Annotated in this window: 17 protein-coding genes and 1 pseudogene; 3 read left to right on the forward strand and 15 right to left on the reverse strand. The window is 50.4% G+C overall.

All coding sequences use genetic code 11. From position 1 onward, the window contains the following. Positions 1-770 precede the first annotated feature (770 nt). From NZD89_RS18270 to NZD89_RS18285, 4 genes are all read right to left on the reverse strand, one after another. Positions 771-2,114 carry an IS1380 family transposase gene (locus NZD89_RS18270; protein WP_268003751.1) on the reverse strand — a complete coding sequence of 448 codons (1,344 nt, stop codon included), beginning with the start codon at positions 2,112-2,114 and terminating at the stop codon, positions 771-773. Between the two features lie 61 nt (positions 2,115-2,175). Then, complete coding sequence (locus NZD89_RS18275) at positions 2,176-3,120, reverse strand: hypothetical protein (RefSeq protein WP_268004203.1); 945 nt, start codon at positions 3,118-3,120, stop codon at positions 2,176-2,178. 53 nt (positions 3,121-3,173) lie between these two features. After that, on the reverse strand, positions 3,174-3,680 hold the full coding sequence (locus tag NZD89_RS18280; protein ID WP_268004204.1) for a GNAT family N-acetyltransferase: 507 nt from the start codon (positions 3,678-3,680) through the stop codon (positions 3,174-3,176). 374 nt (positions 3,681-4,054) lie between these two features. Then, a complete protein-coding gene (locus NZD89_RS18285) occupies positions 4,055-5,257 on the reverse strand; it encodes a transposase (protein ID WP_268004205.1) in 1,203 nt (400 codons plus the stop codon). A gap of 622 nt (positions 5,258-5,879) precedes the next feature. Here NZD89_RS18285 and NZD89_RS18290 point away from each other — a divergent pair. Together NZD89_RS18290 and NZD89_RS18295 are read left to right on the forward strand one after the other, a co-directional pair. Beyond that, complete coding sequence (locus tag NZD89_RS18290; RefSeq protein ID WP_268004206.1) at positions 5,880-6,548, forward strand: hypothetical protein; 669 nt, start codon at positions 5,880-5,882, stop codon at positions 6,546-6,548. A 340-nt stretch (positions 6,549-6,888) separates the two neighbouring features. Beyond that, positions 6,889-7,227: pseudogene (locus NZD89_RS18295) on the forward strand (transposase); the annotation flags it as partial. 503 nt (positions 7,228-7,730) lie between these two features. Here the strand turns inward: NZD89_RS18295 and NZD89_RS18300 are convergent. After that, a complete protein-coding gene (locus tag NZD89_RS18300; RefSeq protein WP_268004207.1) occupies positions 7,731-8,456 on the reverse strand; it encodes a DUF429 domain-containing protein in 726 nt (241 codons plus the stop codon). 129 nt (positions 8,457-8,585) lie between these two features. Here NZD89_RS18300 and NZD89_RS18305 point away from each other — a divergent pair, with 129 nt between their 5' ends. Then, positions 8,586-8,825, forward strand: a complete 240-nt coding sequence (locus NZD89_RS18305) for a hypothetical protein (protein WP_268004208.1) — start codon at positions 8,586-8,588, stop codon at positions 8,823-8,825. 1,274 nt (positions 8,826-10,099) lie between these two features. Here the strand turns inward: NZD89_RS18305 and NZD89_RS18310 are convergent. The 10 genes from NZD89_RS18310 to NZD89_RS18355 form a co-directional block, all read right to left on the reverse strand. Next, a complete protein-coding gene (locus NZD89_RS18310) occupies positions 10,100-12,523 on the reverse strand; it encodes a transglycosylase domain-containing protein (RefSeq protein WP_268004209.1) in 2,424 nt (807 codons plus the stop codon). A 205-nt stretch (positions 12,524-12,728) separates the two neighbouring features. Further along, positions 12,729-13,925 carry an MFS transporter gene (locus NZD89_RS18315; RefSeq protein WP_268008535.1) on the reverse strand — a complete coding sequence of 399 codons (1,197 nt, stop codon included), beginning with the start codon at positions 13,923-13,925 and terminating at the stop codon, positions 12,729-12,731. 101 nt (positions 13,926-14,026) lie between these two features. After that, positions 14,027-15,019: a hypothetical protein gene (locus tag NZD89_RS18320; protein WP_268004210.1), complete on the reverse strand. Its 993-nt coding sequence runs from the start codon at positions 15,017-15,019 to the stop codon at positions 14,027-14,029. Between the two features lie 2 nt (positions 15,020-15,021). Beyond that, the gene (locus tag NZD89_RS18325; RefSeq protein ID WP_268004211.1) at positions 15,022-15,963 is read right to left on the reverse strand and encodes a phosphodiester glycosidase family protein; all 942 of its coding nucleotides are present in this window, start codon (positions 15,961-15,963) and stop codon (positions 15,022-15,024) included. A gap of 596 nt (positions 15,964-16,559) precedes the next feature. Continuing rightward, a complete protein-coding gene (gene fsa, locus NZD89_RS18330; RefSeq protein WP_268004212.1) occupies positions 16,560-17,225 on the reverse strand; it encodes a fructose-6-phosphate aldolase in 666 nt (221 codons plus the stop codon). A gap of 27 nt (positions 17,226-17,252) precedes the next feature. After that, a complete protein-coding gene (locus NZD89_RS18335; RefSeq protein WP_268004213.1) occupies positions 17,253-18,566 on the reverse strand; it encodes a glucose-6-phosphate isomerase in 1,314 nt (437 codons plus the stop codon). Between the two features lie 447 nt (positions 18,567-19,013). Next, entirely contained in the window at positions 19,014-20,198 is a 1,185-nt protein-coding gene (locus NZD89_RS18340; RefSeq protein ID WP_268004214.1) for an ABC transporter permease, read from the reverse strand. Next, positions 20,195-20,644, reverse strand: coding sequence for an ABC transporter permease (locus tag NZD89_RS18345; protein ID WP_268004215.1), 450 nt, complete (start codon positions 20,642-20,644; stop codon positions 20,195-20,197). The genes NZD89_RS18340 and NZD89_RS18345 overlap by 4 nt, the downstream gene beginning before the upstream one ends. Beyond that, on the reverse strand, positions 20,629-21,348 hold the full coding sequence (locus NZD89_RS18350; protein WP_268004216.1) for an ABC transporter permease: 720 nt from the start codon (positions 21,346-21,348) through the stop codon (positions 20,629-20,631). The genes NZD89_RS18345 and NZD89_RS18350 overlap by 16 nt, the downstream gene beginning before the upstream one ends. Further along, positions 21,345-22,286 carry an ABC transporter ATP-binding protein gene (locus NZD89_RS18355; protein WP_268004217.1) on the reverse strand — a complete coding sequence of 314 codons (942 nt, stop codon included), beginning with the start codon at positions 22,284-22,286 and terminating at the stop codon, positions 21,345-21,347. The genes NZD89_RS18350 and NZD89_RS18355 overlap by 4 nt, the downstream gene beginning before the upstream one ends. Between the last annotated feature and the right edge of the window lie 148 nt (positions 22,287-22,434).

A 22,434-nucleotide genomic window follows, 5' to 3' on the forward strand; every position in this document is an offset into this window, starting at 1 on the left:
GCCGATTAGAACATCGCCCCGCTAATTTAAGAATAATCAGTGCTTTCGTCCTGCGGTAGGTCGGTTCAAGGTCACCCATTACGTACATACTGCACGCACTGTTTAACTACAAGCTTACGTTTCAAGTGTACATCCACTATGGAGTTTGATCATGTGTAAAATCTACAAGTGAGCGAGGGAAAACCCGTAGACAAAAAACCGACACTGCCAATTCAACGCACATTGATTGTTCCGTAATCACAATGGAGAATCATTAACTGCTCACTTCTTCTATAAAGCCTTGGTTCATGAAAAAACCGGGGTGTTACAGACAGAGTTCGTCGAAAACTACAATTATCATTGCATCAAGACACCAGAACTTTGATAACTTGTCTCAGCAAGGAAAATTAAGACTGACCGTACGATTGAAGGTCGCTTAACGTGGGAAAATATAATGGACGAGATTGGTACCGAAGTAATACTCATTAGCATCTGATCGCCCAGGGAAGACCCCGGGCTTTTATTTTAAATCTCATTTAGAGCAGTTTTAGCATTAGCGTGGTTTAGGGGAGTTATGTTATATTGGTCGGCTCTAATTATAGCCTGAATCCGTGACGTCTGTAGAGACTGGTCAAGGTAGTTTTGAACATGACTCCAAGCGTCGGCGAGCAGTCAACAGAGTGGTTCATTTTTGCAGAAGAGAGGAGTCTGTGAATTTGTCCACAGGTGAATAACCCCTTCGTTTCAGGGATGCATTCACATGTGGATACATCGGACGCTCTTTCCCTTCTTCATCCAAATGCTTCGTATAGTCGCCTAAACACGGGCAACCACCGGTTACCTCGTCCGAATCGTAGCCGTGTCTGCCTCGCGTGTCTCGTCATTTTCGCCGCAAGCGTGATGAGATTCTGGATCACGGTGCGTATGCGTCGCCTCTCTGCTTTCTTCCGAATCGGTGCATCCTGCTCTCTCAGGCTCTCCTGTCCGATGATGCGCAACAGGTTATATGCCAGTACACCAAAATGCAAGACAAGGTCGTTCGTTGCAAACTTCCCCGAGGGCAACCGTTCCAAATCTAAATCTGTCTTGATCTCGCTATGAAATTGCTCCATCGTTCCATGTGCATGATACAGGTCGATGATCACCTCTGGAGCCTCTGGCAAGCTCGTGACGTAGACGTTTACCTCAATGCTCGGGATGAGTAATGCTTGACCGTCGCTCTGGATCGTGCGTTCAATCACTTCAAACACCATCCGGACCGGTTTTTCTAATCCCTTCATTGGAGACAGGATGGACCCTCTGTACACCTTCTTCCCTGCACGGGGCTCTGTGTAGGTACCGTGTTGCTCAGCCGTCAGCAACCACGCATTCGGGTTCTCCTTACGTAGGTTCTTCTTCACGATAAAGTCGGCCGAGGTTTCGTCGGCCCTGCATACGACTAAGTTTTCTACGCTGTCATTTCCCGCATCTAAGCGTACGAGTAGGCGCTTGTCCGAAATTCGTTGAGCATAGCGGATACTCTGAGCCAGAAACGCGGCGGTCCCCTTTTGACAATGTGTACTTCCCGTTCGGAACTCTACGTGAACGGCGTATCCTTCCTGTCCTAAGTAAGCGAAAATCGGCGCGTATCCGTCGCACCCTTTATAGGTACGAGACACGCCCTCCTTCTTGGTTCCTGAGTTGTCAAATGGGGATACATCAATGTCAAGCGGTAGATATTCACGATGCCCATCCCCCAGTACAATGGGTGCAAGGTACACGCCCACCTTGCTCAATAGGTCAGCTGATTCTTCGAGGATAACCGATTGCCAGTCACATTTTTCTTCGGGTGCTACGAGATCCAGGCGTTGGCGTAGTGTTGGACTCGACGGTACATTGGAAATGGTCAGCGCTTCAGGGAAGAACTCGTCCTGACGCAACGGCTCAATGTGGTCAAAGTCGCTCTTCCCCTGACACAAGAGGCCCAGGTAGGCGTAGGCAACATCTTGATTCGAAATTTCCGTATACGCGCGCCCTGGGACAGGGAGGGCATTGAGACGTGCGGATAGTTGAGTCTTGCCAAGGAGCAGTCCAACCAGAGCAAGTCCAGAATGGGATGTCAATATTTCATCTGACTCTTCGATCACAAAACGCATGAAGGCACCACCAAGTAGGTGAGGTAGATTCGTCCATCTGATAGCGCCATTTTACTTGATTTCACGCGATTTTTGTCGTCCTCTTGAAAATCCACGTCACGGATTCAGGTATAGTACTTTTCCCTCGATTAAACCACGTAACACGCAACTCGGGATACATCGATGCTATATACAATGCCTGCTCAGCGCTACTCTCTACAAAATGTGTATATCCTAGTTCCAGTGCCTTTCTGCCCTTCCATTGCGCCTTAAATTCCGGACTTGCGTCTAACTCACCTTCATCTCGAAGAACAACTGATACATCTATTCCAAATTGCCTTAACCACGTCTCTGTACGTTCTCTGTCTATTTCTGGACGAGATGTAATCACGATATCCTTTGATGAAACCTGTGGCGCATACTCTGCGAGAGGAGTATTATCGCGCTGTATCAGTGCAGCTTCGATATCCTCATCGTATACATTCCGTTCAATGTCATTTAAGAAAACTCCGTCCATATCCCAAGCAGTTCGTTCGTATTCATGATCAGGTAGTGCATCTGCCCTACTCTCTCCGTTAATCCGATAACGATTCCATGGAAACAAGACTTGGAGATCATCGTTGGTCCAATCAAAACAACTATACTCTGGTGTCGTTGCGGCGAATGGCATTTTGCAAACTACAAGTGTCGAAACCGTGTAGCCTTGGCTTAATAAGAAGTTGCGACAGTTCAGCAAAGTCTTGCCTTTACCCGCTGAATCTTCACAAAGAAGAAGCTTGGTTTTGGGTTCCGGTGCAGGACCAACCCACTCCACGCTGGCATTAGGACGATAGTAACGGATAAAGTGTACAGGGAGTCCCGTCAGAAACGCCATGTGCATCCCCACAAACGTTCCCCCACGCAAAAGAATCACAATTGCATCAAACTGTCCACCTCGGACGTCGTTCGCCATAGCGTCTAACTTTAACGCGATAGTATTGTAGTCAAGATAGGCGTTCCCAGACCACTTATCGTTGTGTGTAGGCATTGGTTATTCTCCAATCATTAAAGTAAGATACTCATATAAGAATGCCATTCGGGTTATGCGATAGACAATCGATACGCTTTGACTATGATACCGTCATTAGCCGGTTCAAAATCTAATTGCGGTATTCGTTCAAATCCGATGCGCTCATATAATCTGATGGCATTTTTCATGAAATCGGCGGTATGTAGACCAATCGATTTGGAGCCTTTGACCTTGGCTCGGCGTATGCATTCAGCAATTAATGCCGAAGCGACACCTCGGTTTCGTGCGCTTTGCGCAACTGCCAGCATCCTTATCTCAGGAAACTCAGACATGTCTGCGAGCCCCTTGTAGGCATCTGTATTTTCAGGGCACAAAACGACACTGCCCACGATCTCGCCATCGAACTCAGCCACCAAAACTTCTACACCAACAGATACATCGGAATCAGATGATATTGCTTGCTTCAGCAATTTCCAATGTCCTTCAGGAATACTTTTCGAATGCTCTTCGTACGCTTCGACTCGTTGGTTCCGAATGAAATCCATTTCGTTTGCTACAGCTTCACGAACACTAATCATTTATTCTCACCCCATAAACTACTTCTCTACTGCGTCTGAATACATCTAGCATGTAATATAAGGAAAGGCTGAACAAGTTTTTTCCGTTAGCCAAGCCTCGTTTTCGATTAGGACTTTCTCCTCTAAAAAGACCGCTGACAACTGTGTACAAGCATTCTTGAACTCACCCCCTACGTACAAGAAAGGCAAACTGCCAAAAAGGATAATCATTAAAAATTTTAACTTCAAAGCTTAGATTTTTGAATTATTGAATAATTGAGCGTTTTGCAGAATGAAGTTTTTTGATGGAGTAAAAAGAAACGACAAGCGAATTAGGGACTTACCTTTACATTTTTTGCAATGCACTTATGCAGGTATTATCATCAGTACGGACATTAGGCTACTGTTTGCGTGCTAGCTGCCCTTCTCGTCGCAAGTGCAGATGCTAGCAAAACTATGACATTGAGATAAACATGTGTCGTGACTTTTTGGATACCACGAACGTGAACATCGTTTGCCGTGAGATTCTCCTTAAGTCTTGAGTTACAGCGTTCAGTCGAAGTTCGTTCGTCGTACAACTCTGTCCAACCGCGTGTGTTTCGGTGTGGATTCGAGTAGCGACGAATATCTTCATTGATGTTCTTCTTGATAACCATTCCATAGTTGGAATCAGAGCAAGCTGCTGCCCCGAGAGGGCAATTCACCTTGCCCAGAACGTGAGGGCAACGGAACTTTAGCCGATCACCATCAGCGTCCCAGTAGACCATGTCATAACCCATGGAGCAACAAGGTGTTCCGTTGGACGCTATCCCAGCAGGTGGCTCTTTTTCACCTCTTCGGTTCAATGCTATGATTGCCTGTGCACCATAGCTGCGAGCGACTTCATAGTTCTTCACCTGGTCATATCCGGCGTCCATCATGACGAACTTAACTTTCCAGCCGTAGTTCTCAACAACGTCTTTTATCAATGGCATCGCCATTTCTCCGTCATACACATGAGCAGGTGTGACCTCTAAGGAAATCGGTAGTTCACTAGCGGTATCTACAGCAAGATGAATTTTGTATCCGAACCATGTGAGTTTATTACCGAACGTGTCGAACTTGGCACCCCAATTGGCATTACCCGAACCTTTACTCCGTGATTTTGGCTGCTTTTTCTCATAGGCACCAATCGCCGTACTGTCGATAGCAATGTGACTCCCATCAACAATACCGGACTCTTTACATTGGCTGACCAGGTCAATGAAGAGTTCCTTAGCAAGGCCTCTATCCACAACTGTCATGAAAACTCGACTGAATGTGGCAATCGATGGGGCTGGTTCATCTAACCGGAAACCGCATTGGTATCTAAACTGCAAGTCGGTTCCCAAGCGCTTGTGTAGCCGAGAAAAAGTCGAAATGCCCTCAAGCGGCGCAGCCAGTAACGCTCGTAAAATTGCTTCACGATTGATAGGTTTTGCACCCTGGGGTGACGAATTCCTCAACTTTGCGGCATATGGTTGCAAATCCAGTGCGGAAAAGAACAGCTCCAATCGCTCACTGGGTTCGATTTCCAGCCACTCTTCAAAGGAAAACAGAGACTTTTCGAGAAGATACAAGTGGACTTTCCTCCTGTCGAGGTTTCTTGTTTCGTCACTTGAAATTTTCTCGATGTTGGGGTGAAGTCCTTTTTTATGTCTTGTTATCCCTTGCCCCGCAAGGGCTTAGAAATCTGCAAAACGCTCATTAATATAAAAGAGCAGCGTAAACCTAAAAGATTCAGACTGTCTTTCTGAGTTTCTATGCCTTCCGTTTTACATACGTTAGACTTTAGGTCACCCATTACGACAGTGATAAGATGGAACTGTAGAGTAGAGGACTCGATCACCAGTCCCCCATCATCAAACCGTATGGGCGGTTTTCCCGCATACGGCTTTCCGACGTTCTTCACCCTGTGCACGTCCTTATACCGAGGGGCTTTTCGACGCTCCCCATCCACGTTCTTCACGCGTTCCACAATCTTCGCCACACAACACGAGGCTCGACTAACCTCTTGTCGCTTTCGTCGGGTTTCTATGACTATGCGGCTGGATGCACTTCTTGTTACAGCCTGCAGTTTTGCTTTCCTCCGCTTGGATCTTCACAACCCCACTACAAACATACAAACCTTCTAATTTATATTATTTATGGCTATACTGCATAAAAGTCGATTAGTATTGAATACAACAAGGAGCTAGATACATGAGTTGGACCCATGGTCAACCACCTCGGGGGAATCAATCACCCTATGTAGACCCAAAGAGAGAGGGAAATTACCGACAAGGTCATAACCCTAATCAACGGCAGGCACCCACGTCCGACGCTGGACGAGCATCACGTCCCCAGCAGAGCAATGTTGCGGCTACGTTCACGCAAGAAGGTCTTCAGACGTTTTCCCAAATATTCTCCTCATTTGTAGAAGCTGCAATCGCCAAAGCTCTACCAGAGATTGTAGAGCGCTCGATCGAACGGAAAATGAGCGAAATACTCGACCAAATTCGCAACGAGCTCCAACCATTGTTAACTAGTGTAATGACTCAGGCTTATAATGCAACGCAAGTCGTCGGAACGCACTCTCATACGGACATTGAGGGCGATCAAACTCAAGAGACCAGCCATAACCAGGTGGTCACTGCAAATCCTGTTCAGTCAAAACCAGCTCGGCGACAAACAGACGAAGAACTCGAAATTCTGCTGAAAGTTTTAAAAGAGGCTGGACGTCCACTTCGGACTACTGAATTACGGTCTCTTGCACCTGAAGTTAAATGGGGAAGCAATCCGTCTGTAAAAATAAACAGTCTCATACAAGCATCTGAGGGGCAGATTCAACGTGTAGGTAGAGGTCTCTATCAGTACACACCTTTTATCTGAGCCTCATTAATGTTGGATCTGGAATTCACGGTTTGTAAGTACAACGCTCGTAACACGCATGTGCCTATGGATGTGTCGGGACATGTAGAGTCCTGCATTCGATTACTCTGTCACGGCAGTGACCTATCTGCCAGATTGATGCAGCGAAGCTCCAAAAGTTCTCGTTACCGCAAAGATCGATTTTTTCACCACGCTGATGAGACCGCTCAGCATGCTTTAACTCCCAACAAATCGTTAGAGTCTCAAGTAGTGGTGTAAATTCAGTGGTTAGATCTTGACGAAAAAGCCATCGAGTGCAATCTACTAAAAGTGACGAGCAATCAGTAGAGGAGGCACATCGATGGCTTATACGGATAAGATCGCACTTTTGGAGTTGATTCGCAAGATCGGATTAGAAGATGGTGATGTGGACTTTTTGAAGGAGGGTCTGAGAGTCCTTACGCAGGCAGTGATGGATGCTGAGGTCAGCTCGCTTATCGGTGCTGAACGCTACGAGCGTACTAACAAGCGTAGTAATAGTCGAAATGGACACCGTGATAGAGAGTGGGACACTCGTGTTGGAACGATTGATCTACAGATTCCTAAGCTTCGTAGAGGGAGTTACTTCCCCAGTATTCTGGAACCCAGGAGAAAAGCTGAGAAGGCGCTTTTATCGGTTGTTCAAGAGGCCTATGTGCATGTGCTACCAAACGGGACTCGAGCTTCACGCAGAAGCCAATTGGCGGGATGACCCGATCTATGCTTGGCAAGTGGATCGAATCATTCCCGAAAACGGGTATTATCCTCGTAACATCGCTATTAGCTCCGCAGCGATCAATCGTGCTCGACAAAGAATGCCCCTTCATGTGTTTTATCGCCTTTGCAAACTCGTAGTCCAAAATCATCATTAACCAGAAGAAGCGGCCAAGCCGCTTCTTCTGGTTAAAAGGACATTCCACCTACACAAATAATTGTTGTTTTCCTTCTATATAAATCGGATTAGGTATACGGGTAAATGAGGATAAGTACAGGACTCGATCGTGGACCACTTCCGAAGGACTCATGTTCTTTACTCATCTTTATACATACACTACGTCCTGTTTGCAACGACCCAAAGTAAATCGTGATGCCATACATCCAAGTAATTCATAAACAGAAGTCTTGGGGACCGACAAGATTACTGGTCATGATGTTGAACTGGACTCAGATCCATCGCTCTTGTCGACGACCTGGGACCGCTATGAATCCTTCGCGAATAATTCGATCTTCGGTATCAATAAAAGGCTCACGCCCTACCTTGACACAACTCCCACGAACGACATCTTCAGCTGCAATTGCACAAAGCATCGAGTCAACTTGATCTACCGTAGGTCGAATGATCGATGAACATGTGTACCCCAATCTTTGAATTCGGTGCCAAACCAAGTCGATGTACTCAATCGGAGTTTTTCGTTTTGATGGGATATATTTGATGCTCGATTTCAATCCAAATAAAGTATCTAACGCAAATCTAGGATAAGTCTCAAATATCAATGGCTTGTTGTATGAAGGTGGCGCGTCAATCGCATTCAATCCATAAATTACTGCCTGTTCGTTTTCAAAAACATTCCAAAAAACCGATACTCCGAGCTGGATTAAGCCTCGATACAGAACATGGTTATTCAGCAGATCGTGTCGTGTTTGCGGTAAACTTCGAGTTGGTGTATTTGCCTGTCGGTCGGCTAAGCGTGTCTTTTGACCGATAATAGGCAACCCTTGTGGACAGTCAAACCCAACACAAGATACGTCTTTACTCGGATAGGTGGGCAGTGGTGTAACAACGCTCGGAATATAGGCGTCTAATTGGAAAGCCTTCGTTTCTGTATCTAGCCACGCGATCGTACTTACAGTTCTCTCGGTTCCGCAGTCAACACCACCAACCAAGGACATTTTCTCCACCACCTGTTATGTTGGAAACCATCAGTCTCGGAAAACAAATATCGACGGATGAGGCGTTAGTAAATCGTTCTTTAACAATACATATTTTACAATACGAACAGGTAAAGGAGGCAAAGTATAATGATTCATTTGGAATGGGATACGAGAAATGCGCTATCGTTTTTGGAAGAAATTTCAGACATAAGTTCAATAAACATTGCTTCAGCTTTCCTGGAGCTTACCGGTGTGGGCTGGATCGAAAAATTGGTTGATAAAAACAACCTGACAATAGATAAGGTACGACTCTATTTATCTGATGAGTTTTCCCGAAATAAACCTAGCGAACTCCTCAAACGGCTCTCGTCTATTGCGCAAGTGTAATTATATGCGGAGCAAAACTACATGCCAAAGTCATTTCGTTGCACACCGATAAATCCAGCTACACATTTGTCGGTTCTGCCAACTTCCCGGACTTTTACAAACAAGATGAGCCGGGTTGGAATCCAGCTTACAAAAGACCTGGTCTCCCAGTGACGACACCCTCAAGTCTGTGGATGCAATCGTAGAAGCTGCGGTAACTCAGATGAACCTCCTCGTATACCATAAATGTTCGTTTGTTCGGTCTCGATCTTGGCAGTATTCCCGTCCGGGATCAAATCGATCCCTCTGCAAAAGTTAAGTTCCAGACACACTCAGCTGGACTCAAGTTTTTAAGGTAAAGATCCAAATGAGGTACGGCGCGTGAACCAACAGACGCTTGGCATCGCGCGCACCATCGCGGCGCTCGACGGCCGGCATACCGCCCGCAAGGCGGATGTGGAAGAAGCCGTTCTCTTGCGCAACCGGGGAAATCCTTAGCTGGTTCGAACGAGGAGAAAATCCGCGCCGGGGCATTCGAATCGGTCCCACCTGTGGAGATACTAGACGAAGATATCACTGGCGAATCCCTTTACACTGTGGAGAATGAGACACCTTGGAGGACAGCAAATCAAGTGTGTTTTGCGGCATGAGTGTTGGCATCAACAAGCCAAAACTCTGTCTCGTAACCGAAGTATCATGGCATGTATAGCCCCGTGCTGTATATCGCCATGATGCTTGAAGTGGAACACTTCTCCGAGATGTCTCCCCCCACCCCTGACCATGCCTATTGCTCACGGGCCCTTCCTATTGGAGACACATCTGGGGTCTACTTATTGTACCAAGGCTGTTATGGTTGCAGATGAACAGTGGGTAAAACTGCATTCGCAATGTTCTGTGGTCCCCAAATCTCCTTTACTGTATGATTTCACATTGCTGACCTCCTCGTGTTGTTTACAAAAGATAGACGAACTTTTTTAGCGCAAGGATTCTAAGATCCACCTGCCCCGACGTTCGACCCGGTAACTGCAAATACACCTCTTACAACCAAAGAGGTCAACCGATCCGACAAGCGAATTGGTTGACCTCATCATACGCAACTGGCCGAGAGCGACACATGGGTCACACGAGGAAAATGAATGGTTATCCATTTCCCTTGCGTGACCCATGCCACGTGTTTCTTCAAGTCAAAAGCAGGAGAACAGTCAATACGCAGATGGCCGTTCAAATCTGCGGCCGGCTCAGAACACCTGTGGTTTTGTTTCAGGATGCTCGTATCTTCTAATTCCACATGTACGTCACGGTTGCCCTGTGGGGTTTCCTGAGCTACTGCCGGCCGTCGTACCTGCACCGGAGGTGGATGGGTTGGAGGTACCCGTTGACGGTTGACCCGGCTGCGTCGATCCCCCAGACGAACCTGTTCCTGTACCGGACGTACCGGTGCCAGGCGTACCGGTGCCAGGCGAACCTGTTCCGGACGTACCTGCACCCGACGTACCTGTGCCCGATGTACCTGCACCTGACGTACCTGCACCTGACGTACCCGTGCCGGTTTCTGATGGTGAACCCGGGCTAGTCGAATTTCCTGACGACTGATCCGAAGAATTTCCCGTCGTCATCTGCGACGTATCGTTGCCCGTACTCGAATTGTTGGACACCCCTGGCGTCACACTGGTGCTGTTCGAGCTCGTGTTCGCTGAAGTGTTGCTCGTGCTCGTCGCGTTGGCGACAGACGTATTGTTCACCGCCGCCTCCCCAGTTTGCTGCGAGGACGTGTAAGTCGGTTGACTGAACTGTTCCGGAGCGGTGTTCGCTTCGGCCAGCCGAACGATATCTCCAAAGATCTTCGCGGCATTCGCCGACGGATCAAGTGGGGACATCGTCATGTGGTTCTGTGGTGTGGAAACATCGTATCCGATGTGGATGGATCCCACCATGTTCGGCGTGTAGCCGTCGAACCAGGCATCGCGAATCCAGTTCGGCTCACTGCCGTTGAGCCCGGAATCGTATTGAACCGTACCCGTCTTGCCCGCGACACCCCAGCCCGGCACTTGCGCCGCAGTCCCCGTTCCGGCATTGACGACGTCCTCCATGAGCGACGTCATAATAGACGCGGTCTGTGCGCTCATGACTGTGGTCGCTTGGGGGTGAAACTGATATATCGTCTGGCCTGCCTGGTTCACAATATTCGTGATCAGGTGAGCTTTCATCTGAACTCCCTGGTCGTCGAATGCCTCATACGCTTGAGCCATCTCGAGCGGATTCACGCCGTACTGCATTCCGCCAATCGCGACCCCGAGATGTTGTTTGTCCTGCGCAGTTAATTGAATCCCGTCCTTCTCTGCGAAGCTGGTGCCCGTTTGCAATCCTATCTGTTGCAAAAGCCAGACGGAAGCGACGTTCTGTGACCACTGCAGCGCGTACTGCAAGGTGACTTGGGCAGGTCCGCTGACCCCTTCCCAGTTCTGCGGTTCATAACCGCCCCCGAAGTCCTGCGGTTGGTTGTCCAGAATCGAGGATGGGCCCCAATTACCCGACTGAATGGCCGGCGCATACTCCATGATCGGCTTAATCGACGATCCCGGTGAGCTGTCGCTGTAGATACGGTCCGTACCTAATGGCGCGTAGCCCTCTTTACGCGAGCCAGCGGCACCTAGAATCCCGCCAGTTTTTGGGTCGACGAATACGGCCGCGCCTTCGACTTGTCCGGGAAAGTCGCTATCGTAGTCGCCGCTCCAAAAGACGTCGTCCACTGCCTGCTGAACGTTGGGATCGATGGTGGTGTAGACCTTCAAGCCACCCTCGAGCAACTGCTGTGCCGAAATCCCCTGTTTCGACGCATAATCAAACAGGAAGTTTGTGAACAACGGATGCGTGTCCCACGTAGAATCTGGTAGTGAGTGATACTGAACCCCGAGCGGCGCCTTTTCTGCAACCTGTGCGGCAGCCTCCGTAATGTACCCGTACTTCACCATATTCTCGAGGACTTGGTTTCTCCTCGCCAGGGCGGCTTTCGGGTTTTTTAACGGGTCATATGCCGATGGGGCTTGAGGCAACCCTGCTAGGAGCGCCGCTTGGTCCAACGTCAGGCTATTGGGATTTTGACTCAGGTCAACGCCAAAATACCGCATCGCAGCCTGTTGGACGCCGACCGTGTTTTCGCCCAAGAAGACTTTATTCAAGTACATCGTGAGAATCTCTTGCTTCGTGAAGTACTGATCGATATGAATGCCCATACCAATTTCCTTCAATTTGTACGTCAGCGTCTTGTTGTCGTTCAGGAACACAATTTTCGCCAATTGGTCCTCGATGGTACTCGCACCCTGATTGGCACCGTTGGTGAGAATATCGACCAAGACGGAGCGAAAGATGCTTTTGAGGTCGACACTGGACCCCGTCCAGAAATTATGATCCTCGGTCGCCACCAAGGCATCTTGAAGATTCTTTGGAATTTGGCTGTAGGTCAACGTGGTCGGCGTCGTCCCGATTTTCTCATAGACCGCACCGGTCTTATCGTAGACCACGGTTGCCTGCGGGGTAGCGGTCAATTTACTCAGCGAAATCGGCGTCATGCGCAACAAGGCGAAATATCCGATCGCACCGGCAGCAACTCCGATAAAAAATAGAGTTACGATAATCCCGACAAGTGTTTTCAGCGGCCGCCTTTTCTTCGATTTGACGGACGATTTCCTTTTGACGGACGATTTCCTTGCATCTTTCAATTCATGGTACCTCCCATTCAGGCGATTGGAAGCTCCCTATCTGCCTATCTATCACGCAAGTCCTTCGCGCCTGACGGTGTTCAACACAAAATAGACAGCAAGACGGAACGATGCTGTCGGAACGGAGACTGTCTTGCAATTTTCATGGTACGCCCTAGTTGTGGGATTTACGTGGAGATGGTATGTCAATTTTGTGACCATCTGCTCAGCTGACCTCGTGAACCGATGAACTTGCCGTCCCGGTTCGTGAATTTTTGTAAATCTGTCCAATACATAACGTGACCGATACCACCATAAGCATGGACGGAATATAGAAAATATGCGGGGAGAACCCCGAGATGAGATTCGGAACTAGGTATCCAATGAGCGCGGCAGACTGACTTAGGACGAAATACAATGAGCTGCCAAACCCCGCCCTGCTCAAAAACATACGTTGAATCATCCCCATCGCCACAATCATGATCACCGACACGAAAAAAGAGTAGATGGGTTGCACTACAAAGAGCAAAGGGAGCGACGGGTGAAACGCGTATACGCAATAGGTCACTAGGGCGCATGCCGCACCTACGGATACCACGCGCAAGTCCCCAAATCGTCTCGCCGCCATCCCGGCGACGGTCATCCAGATGAACTCAAAAACGACCTGTACGCTCCATAGACGAGCCACTAACGCGGGGTTCTTAAACAGCGAGTCGACCATCAAGGGAAGGTACAACCCGCGAATGGCATCTGCGCACAACAGCGACAAAATCGCGATGAGTACGACCCATTGCACCCCTTCTTCCGGAAGGCGCTTGGCGATGACTGGCCCTCGTCGCTCCCGGTAGAGGAGAAACAAGAAGAACATCAACGCGTAACAGACTAGGTTGCCGAGGATGACCCCGTGAAATGTCACCCACGTATACAAAGCCGTACCTAGGTAAAGTCCGATGAAGAAACCTACACTGAGTAAGGTCCGCAGCCAGACGATCCCGATTTCTGCGATGTCCGGCGCTTCAAGAGCCAAATGGCTCCTCGCCATCGCGTACAACTGGCCGATGATGGCCCCTGACGGGGCGGTCGATAGAATATAAAACGTCACGGCGCTTGCGAACCCGCTGGCGTGATCGTACCCGATGAGACCGAAGACACTTACGGCTGACGCGACAACCGGGAGTATTTTTCGATGTGCCATCTTGTCGCTCCAGAGCCCACTAAAAAACGTGATCACGACATTGACAACCAACGCGATAGCCACCACTGCGGAGATCTGGAACTTGACGAGGTGGACGCCATCCTTCAGATAAATTGCGTTCATCGGGTTTAATATCCCCGTGCCGCAACCGTACACGAGCATCGCGGCTAGTAACTTCCACGCACCCTGGACCCGAAAGAACCGCTGTAACGCCATTAGGATTGACATATCACGCACGTGCTCCTCACCCTGAAATCCGCGCAGAGACGATATCATATCGACAGAATCAAGCGACATCAAGCAGAGTGAGATCCCACGCAGGACAGCTCTCAGATGGAAACACTGCTGGTGCTAATCGGGTTCACGAGCACGTTCCCACTCGAATCAACCGCCAAATCCCCTGCCAACTGCGCGCTGGACAACTCTTTCACGAGGGCCGAACTTCCGTTTCCGTTCTCGCGATAAACGGAAGTAACCAGCCCATCCGCATTGATTTTCCCATAGTATAACGAGTTCCCCGAGACCGTGATGAGCGCTGCGTCCGCCTGTGCCAACTGAGGGGTCGCCAAGTACTCCGGACTGTCTGCATTGTCCGTACTGGACTGATCGAGACGGAAGATGTTCCAAGTTCCATCGCTGCGCGATTCGACGTACAAATCCTTGCCGGTTGGCGACATCGCGATATTCTTGATGTATCCATCACTGAATGGAACGCTTTGTACGTTTTCCATCGTACCGATGTGGTAGAGCGCACTCGACCCACTCGACGTGATCAAGACGAATACGTCATTGGTTTGCGTACTATATGCGACTTTCGAGATCACCGCGTCTGGAGCGAGCGACGAAAATTGCGGCACACTTGCAGCCGTCTGATTGGCCTGGTCTCCATTTGACACGTATACGGTGTTCAGTTCCAAGTCACCTGGTGCCTTTTGCTCACCCACAAACAATTCCTCTTCGCCCAGCCAACTCACGTACTGCACGGGGTACAAGTTCGTCGCCTCACTCACCTGCTTGCCAGATGGCAAGTCTTCCACGTGCAAAACGTACGATCCATCGGAATTACTCTCTACATACGTCGCGTATTGTCCATTCGGTGAGACCGTAACCCCCTGATAGTTCTGCTTCAGTTGTTGCACTATATGGGTCGATTCTGGGGACAATTTCGACGACTGATCGGCCATCTGTTGAATTTCGTTGGCCGCGTCTGCGTTCTGCGCATTAAACAAGGAGTTGTAGTGCCACAAGAAGCAAATCTGCAATCCAGACAGCGCGACGACAAACCATAGAAATAGTCGAAACAAGCTCCGTTTGCCAGCCATGCTTACTGCCCCCCGCTTTCTGGCATGACCACGAATGAAGTGGCGACACTGCGTGCCCCTGTCAAATCAACTGGCGTGTTGACCAACTGATTGTTGTAAACCATGGTCGTCGACGACCCACCGTCGAGATCAGCCGCAATCACGGCGTTGTACTTCAGCATCAGAGCCGTCATGTCGGCAAGCGAGGCACCCAGGTGCCCAAATTGACCACGGCCGTCTGTCACAATGAGAATCACCTTACCGTCGCTGGTCTGACCAATCGCCGATCGCGGATTGTACCCCTGATCTGCAGTTTGGACCGGTTTCCCATTCATGACCAAAACTGGGCCAAAACTGAGTGCTTCGCGAACGCCCTCCTGCTGAAGATCCGCGAGCGAGTAGTCGCCAGCGATCAGTTGTCCACCCTGCGTGAACGCAATTTCCGCGTAGCGTTGATGGGAGTTGGCTCCAGTGATCACTTTGCCATTGCTAATGGTGATCCCGAGCGGATTCGCACCGGTTCCCTGTTGGTTGTTATCGGAGAACGCTCCGCCGTTGATCCCCGCTACCGCTCCGGCATCCGCGACCATCTGTTGAACCGTCTCACCTTGTTTGCCAAGGTATTTGGTCGTTTCCACCCTGATTCGCTGCGGATCGCTTATCACCATAATGTGTGCGGTGTAAGTCTGTCCCTGATACGTGTAAGTTTGAATAGAACCACTATGGTTATCAAAATTCTGCGTTTGAATCTGGCTGATTGGGATGGTCTGCGATACCATTCCCCCGTTCGCCAAAGCGTGCGCTTTGATCACCGATTCCGGTAGCGTAAAGAGAGAAAGTGGCCGCAAGAGATAGCCGTGTCTCGTTTCATCGACCGTATCAATCACGTAATTGCGAACCGACGGGAACGGCCCATGAAAAATCCACAGTGACGTCGAAACGAGAAAATAAACGAAGCACGACACAAGAAACACGACCCAACGAAAAGACAGCTTCCGTGGCTTTTGCGGCTTCTGTGGTTTCCGTGGTCTCTGTCGCTGTGATCTCCTTCCCTGATCCGCGTTCGTCGACCATGTTTGGGGTTGGTATGAAGACAGATTCATTTCCACCACTCACCTACTTCATCAGTGATTTGCGAATACATCCAATCGGAATTTACCGTAATCTATCATCGCGTTGCCGATTCTGCAACGCGCCATTTCCAATCTCACTCCGACGATACCAACACATCTATAGAACACCATTCCCTAGATATTAAATGTTTTGGTTATCGCCCAACAACAACTAATGTACCACACACGCCATACGATAGGACGCACAACTCGCGTCTTACGGATGAGCTCCGTGCACCAGTCACAGAACCTGGTCACGACTAGACGGAGACATTTTGAATTATACCTGGTCAAATCAAGAGATGAGTTGGAGATACTTTGGAGTTTTCATGGAGATGGTTCTCAACAGGGTGCTTACGAAAGATGCATCGCTCATCACAGAGCGGATACCACGGAAGGATTTTAGGGAACAAAAATCAAAAAAGGCGCCCGAAGGCGCCTTGGGGTGTTTACTTCAGGTTGGACTTGTACTTTTCCGTATCTGCTGCGAACGAAGCGAGACCTTCTGCCGTTTTTGGGTGCTTGGTCAGGGCCTCGATGACTTTGTAAGGCATCGTACCGACGTTTGCGCCAGCGAGTGCCGCATCCTCGACGTGATCGACGCTGCGAATCGAAGCAGCCAAGATGTTGGTTTTGATGTCGTGCTCGCGGAAAATCGCAGCGATTTTACCAATCAGCTCGACACCGCTGCCCTTCGCTACATCCTCCAAGCGGCCGATGAACGGAGAAACATATGTAGCACCGGCGCGTCCTGCGAGGAGAGCCTGTGCTGCTGTGAACACCAATGTGACGTTGGTCATGATGCCCTTGTCCGTAAGAATGCGGCAAGCTCTCAAACCATCAGGCGTCATTGGGAGTTTTACAGTCACATTCGGCGCGATCTCGTGGAAAGCGAGACCTTCTTTGACCATCTCTTCGGCGGTTTCTCCGAAGACTTCGGCACTGATGGATTCGACGCCCTTGCAGTATTCAACGATTTCGCGAATCCGATCCTCGTAACGAACGCCCGTTTCCTTTGCAATCAAAGATGGGTTGGTGGTCACACCAGCGAGAATGCCCATATCGTAAGCTTTTTTAATCTCTTCAAAATTCGCGGTATCGACAAAAATTCTCATGTAAAATTCCTCCTAAAGAGAGTTAACTTACTTTTGATATCCTGGTTTACCCAAGAGTTGGAACATCTTTGTTTTGTAATTCTCCACACCTGGCTGGTTGAATGGGTTCACGCCCATCAACAGTCCACTCATCGCACAAGCTCGCTCAAAGAAGTAGAACAGTTGGCCAAGCGTGTACTCGGACCTATCTGGCACTTGGATGAGGACGTTTGGCACACCGCCTTCGGCGTGTGCACTTTGGGTAGCCAACCGCGCCTTGTCGTTCACCCATACCAGCGACTTGCCGGCGAGGTACTCAAGGCCATCCTCCATGTTTTGCGCCGACGGGACATCGACATTGTGCGTTCCATTTTCGATGTGAACAAACGTCTCGAACAGGTTGCGGTAACCCTCTTGAACGAATTGTCCCATGGAGTGAAGGTCAGTGGTGTACCCGACCGACGCTGGAAACACACCTTTTTGGTCCTTGCCCTCACTCTCCCCGTACAACTGCTTCCACCATTCGGCGAAGTAGTGCAGCGCCGGTTCAAAGTGCGCGAAGATCTCGGTCACATACCCTTTACGGTACAGCGCATTTCTCAATACAGCATATTTGTACGCCGCGTTCTCGGAGAGCGATGCAGAGCCAAATTCCTTTTCAGCATCCGCTGCGCCTTGAAGCAGCTTCTCAATATCGACGCCAATTGCGGCGAGTGGCAACAGTCCAACCGGGGTCAGAACCGAGTAGCGACCACCTACGTCATCTGGAATGACATACGTTTTGTACCCTTCGTCGGTGGCAAGCTTGCGCAGTGCGCCCTTGGAAGCGTCTGTGGTTGCGACAATGCGGCGTTTTGTCTCTTGTTCGCCGTACTGTTCAATCAGCCACTGACGAATCAGGCGAAAGCCAATGGCAGGCTCCGTGGTCGTCCCCGACTTGGAGATGACGTTGACATATACCTGCTTCCCTTTGAGCACCGTCAACAAGTCGGATACCGCATCCGCGGAAATGTGGTTCCCAAGAAAATAGATCTCTGGGCCGCCGCGTTGTTCCTTGGACAGCTGGTTGTAGTACTCCGGCTTGACCCACTCGTAAGCAGCTCGCGCTCCAAGATACGAACCGCCGATGCCAACGACTACGAGAGCATCCGCCTTTTCACGGATTTCCTTGGCCGTCTCAAGAATGTCCGCAACACCTTCTTGCAACGTCCTCGACGCTAAATCCAGCCATCCTAGAAAGTCTGCACCAGGCGTGCGTTTCTGTTGTAAGTCATCGTGCAGAGCGTTGACCGCAGACTGGGCGTTCGAGATCTCTTCCTCTCCTAAGAAGCCGTTGGTGTACGTCAAATCGAGCTTCAACATAAGAATCCCCCTACTTCGGGTCCTAGCGGAACCCTTCTGATACTGCTGGCCCTGGAACCAGACATTACGTAAACAATGGAAGCCACTCCAAAAACGATTCTAACACTTCCGCGCCGAGGATACCTCGTCTTCGCGCGTAAAAAATGAAAACATCACCCACGAATCATCTTTGTAAAGTGCGCTTTACCACAAGAATCTATGTACTCCCAGCGATTCGACAGCGGCTTTTGAAGTGCGGGCACGGCAAGTGGGGAACATGTGCCGGCATTCACTCAAACGCAAACCGCAAATAATTTGTTTACATAAAGTAAGTTATAAGGGCAAATTTAATATAGCACTAAATGAATCGTTGATCCAAACTCGCCGGAAAACGCGTGAAATGCAATCAGGGAAGCACAGGAACCGTTTGGTTCCCTGTACTTCCTGAGGCTGTGTGTTCGGCCCCTGTTACGAGTACCGGAGCTGGACCATGCCGACACTGAAGAAGACGATCGCGAAGCCGGCCAAGACCGTGAGCGGCCAGAGAATTGCGGAGAACGTAACACCGCTGTGCGCAGCGGTTTGGAAAGCGCTCAGTGCCCAGCTTTGCGGCATGAACCAGGCGATGTGCTGCATCCACGTGGGCTCTAGGTCCAACGGCCAGTAAGTCCCCGCTATCATGCTCGAAATCGAGGCGATGAACCCGCCCGCCGTCATATGCTGTTCCTGCGTTTTGACAAGGCCCGACACACACAGAGCCAAACCGGTAATGGCGAAGATGTACAAGGACACCGTGATGGCCATCCACCCGTTAAACGGGATACGAACGTGGAACAAGAGACGCCCGGTCAAGATCATGATCAGATATTGTACCCAGCCAACGACGAACAAGGATAACCCGTAACCAGTCAAGACACTCGTTCTACTGGACGGAGTCGTCTTTAGGCGCGACCAGGTTCCGCGCACTTTTTCTTGAAGGATGTTGCCAGTAGATCCAAACAGGACAAAAATGATGAACATCACGGCAAAGCCGAGGACGGACCGCTCCCTGTCGCCCAGCGGATCGGCTTGCAATCGACCACCACTCAACGTTTCCACGGTCGTCGCAACGGCCGGATGGATGTCGTTTGCCTGTCGCATGCCCAGTACAAATGCGCGCTCCTTCTGCTGCACGTCCAATTGCCTGCTCCCCTGTGCCTGAACGAGGGCAACTTGCCCTGCGAGCGCCCACTGACGAAGCTGGTTTTGCAAGTCGGACGCCGAGGAAACAGAATTGTTTTGCCCGATGTTGGGAGAGACGACACTTTGGATGGTGAGCGGTTGATGCGATATCGCCTCTGCTGCCAAGCCGGATGGGAAGGCAATCACGACATCCGTCTTAAAATTGCGCAGGTCATCAGACGCCTCGCGTTCTGAAATCACCTGAACAGAATCGCTCCCACTGTGCTCCATCTCCTGAATGAAGCCGCGAGACACGGGGGTGTTGTCGTGATCGATGACCGATACATTCAGCTTGGAGTCGCCCTGTGAGTACGGGAGCACACCGAACACGAACGTAAATACAACTGGCAGCATCAACATCCAAATGACGTTCCCGCGGCTGCGCATGAGCTCCAGGAGCGTTCGCTTGAGGATAGCGAGACACGCGTTCATCCTGCCACGCCTCCCCTCTCCAGCATGCGTCCATAGCGAAGGCTTCCGACAAACCCAAAGACGACGCCTAAACACACTAGATAGACGATGGGAACGAGCAGGGCACTGGTCTGGATGCCCATCACGCAGTTGACCATCGCCGTAAGCACCTGCCCATTTGGCAAGATGCGTCCAACCAGCTGCATCAGTTGCGGAAATCCGTATATCGGATAAAAACTGCCACCCAAGATAGCGGCGATTTGCCCGCCAATTTGACCGAGGGAGTCCATGACCCTCAGATTGTCGACCCAGCTTCCGACGGCCACTGAAATGCCAGCTAGTGCAACGGCATACGCAATGAGAATCATGGCGACCTGATAGACTGGCCCCAGATGAATGTTGAGCACAAATCGGAAACATAGGAGTAGACTCGCTCCGTAGAGGACGAGAATCACAAAATTAGACACCAAGTGCCCACTGGCAATCGCGTACGCGAGGCGGGAGACGCCATCATCCGCCGGTACAGGTCGCCTTGCTTATCGCGAACCATCGCGCCTGCGCGGTTGATAGCATAAGTGAGCATAAACATCACCATCATGCCGACGGCGTAGTACGCGCCTGTCGTCACCGGTTGGAGACCCGAGGAGACGGGCTGAATTTGGGCGCTTGGCACTGTCGCCTCGCTCCTGGGCAGCGCATGTGAAACGTACATGGCATTCGCGACAGATTGCCCATAGGATTGAACGATGCTTTCGACGACGGAACGCTCCGTTTCGTGGCCCCCACTCGATTCCACGTGTACCGTGGCCACGTGCCCTCGCTCAATGCGCTCTGAATAGTCCGCCGGTATCCAAACAACCACGTTGGCTTTGTTCGAAGTCGTATCGAGTCTCGCGGCCGACAGACTTGGCACTTGGTGCACCTCGATTTGCCCCGTCTGTTTCGCGAGCTCGCCGACCAGCTGTTTTCCCATGCTCCCGGTATCCTGGTTGTAGACGGCAACCGGAAATGCGGGAATGGTGGGATTGCTGCCGAAGATCCCGCCCAACGCGAAGCTCAAAACCGCTGTGATGAGGATGGGCATGGCGAACAACATGACCATCGCCTTCCTATCTCGCCATAACCCCAGCAAATTCACCTCCGCCATCTTCATTGCGAGTCGGGTGGTCATGGGCTGACACCATCCTGTCCGTCGCGCAATTGCCGACCGGTCAAGTGCAGAAATGCGGTTTCGAGGTTGGGCTCTTCGACGTCGATTTTCACAGGTTGGATGCCGTGGCGACTCATGACCATGACCGCCTTGCTCACGGCTGTCGCCGCATTTGTGCTCTGCAGGACGAGCGTGTTTCCATTCACTTGCACCTGTTTGAGCGTGAGGTCCTGCTGCAACTCTGAAATAACCGGTTTGAGTTCCCCGTGCACCTCCATCGTGATGGTCGCCAACGTTCCGGCCAAGTGCCTCACGTCGTCCAGGTCGCCGTACGCGATGACCTGACCGTGGTCCATAATGGCTAAGCGCTCACAGAGAAACTGAACTTCCTCCATGTAGTGACTGGTGTAGATGACGGTAATACTCAAATCCTTGACAGTTTCAAGAATGTGGTTGCGCGATTGGGGGTCGATACCAACCGTCGGTTCGTCCATGATCAAGATTTCCGGACGATGAATCATGCCAACCGCGATGTTCAGCCTCCGCTGCATACCACCTGAATACTTTTTTACGAGTTGTTTGCTGTTTTCCTCCAAACCCGCAACCTTCAGGCACCACGCTACGTTGTCTTTCAGTTTGGCCCCAGATATCCCGTATACTGTTCCCCAAAATTCGAGATTTTCGCGGGCGTTCAGCATCCCGTACAAAGCGATGGTTTGGGGGACCAGGCCGATCCGCCGTTTCAAATACTTGGGATGTTTGCGCATAGTCTTGCCATCGATGGAGATCTCCCCTTCATCCGGCGAGACGAGCCCCGTGATCATGGAGATGGTCGTCGACTTCCCAGCCCCATTAGGACCGAGCAGGCCAAATGAATCCCCCTGGTTGACCTGGAAGCTGACATTTTTGACAGCCGATTTGCTGCCAAAGCGTTTGGATAAGTGACTGACTTCCAACATGTGTCCGTGCCTCCTCGTTCTTCAGCTCTTAGCACTAGCTTAACGCGCTCACAAGGAGGACACATGTGCTAAAGGATAGAAAAAAAGACGGCTATTTGGCCGCCTCCTCGAGGATGGGCATGACAAAAGTCATGGGGGTACAGAAATG

Origin of the sequence: Alicyclobacillus fastidiosus, assembly GCF_026651875.1 — a bacterium.
GTDB lineage: Bacteria > Bacillota > Bacilli > Alicyclobacillales > Alicyclobacillaceae > Alicyclobacillus > Alicyclobacillus fastidiosus.

Bases quoted from the DNA above. Each gene is read 5' to 3' on its own strand.
- NZD89_RS18270 (WP_268003751.1), bottom strand. From the start codon at position 2,114: ATGCGTTTTGTGATCGAAGAGTCAGATGAAATATTGACATCCCATTCT.
- NZD89_RS18275 (WP_268004203.1), bottom strand. From the start codon at position 3,120: ATGCCTACACACAACGATAAGTGGTCTGGGAACGCCTATCTTGACTAC.
- NZD89_RS18280 (WP_268004204.1), bottom strand. From the start codon at position 3,680: ATGATTAGTGTTCGTGAAGCTGTAGCAAACGAAATGGATTTCATTCGG.
- NZD89_RS18290 (WP_268004206.1), top strand. From the start codon at position 5,880: ATGAGTTGGACCCATGGTCAACCACCTCGGGGGAATCAATCACCCTAT.
- NZD89_RS18300 (WP_268004207.1), bottom strand. From the start codon at position 8,456: ATGTCCTTGGTTGGTGGTGTTGACTGCGGAACCGAGAGAACTGTAAGT.
- NZD89_RS18305 (WP_268004208.1), top strand. From the start codon at position 8,586: ATGATTCATTTGGAATGGGATACGAGAAATGCGCTATCGTTTTTGGAA.
- NZD89_RS18315 (WP_268008535.1), bottom strand. From the start codon at position 13,925: ATGTCAATCCTAATGGCGTTACAGCGGTTCTTTCGGGTCCAGGGTGCG.
- NZD89_RS18320 (WP_268004210.1), bottom strand. From the start codon at position 15,019: ATGGCTGGCAAACGGAGCTTGTTTCGACTATTTCTATGGTTTGTCGTC.
- fsa (WP_268004212.1), bottom strand. From the start codon at position 17,225: ATGAGAATTTTTGTCGATACCGCGAATTTTGAAGAGATTAAAAAAGCT.
- NZD89_RS18335 (WP_268004213.1), bottom strand. From the start codon at position 18,566: ATGTTGAAGCTCGATTTGACGTACACCAACGGCTTCTTAGGAGAGGAA.
- NZD89_RS18340 (WP_268004214.1), bottom strand. From the start codon at position 20,198: ATGAACGCGTGTCTCGCTATCCTCAAGCGAACGCTCCTGGAGCTCATG.
- NZD89_RS18350 (WP_268004216.1), bottom strand. From the start codon at position 21,348: ATGACCACCCGACTCGCAATGAAGATGGCGGAGGTGAATTTGCTGGGG.
- NZD89_RS18355 (WP_268004217.1), bottom strand. From the start codon at position 22,286: ATGTTGGAAGTCAGTCACTTATCCAAACGCTTTGGCAGCAAATCGGCT.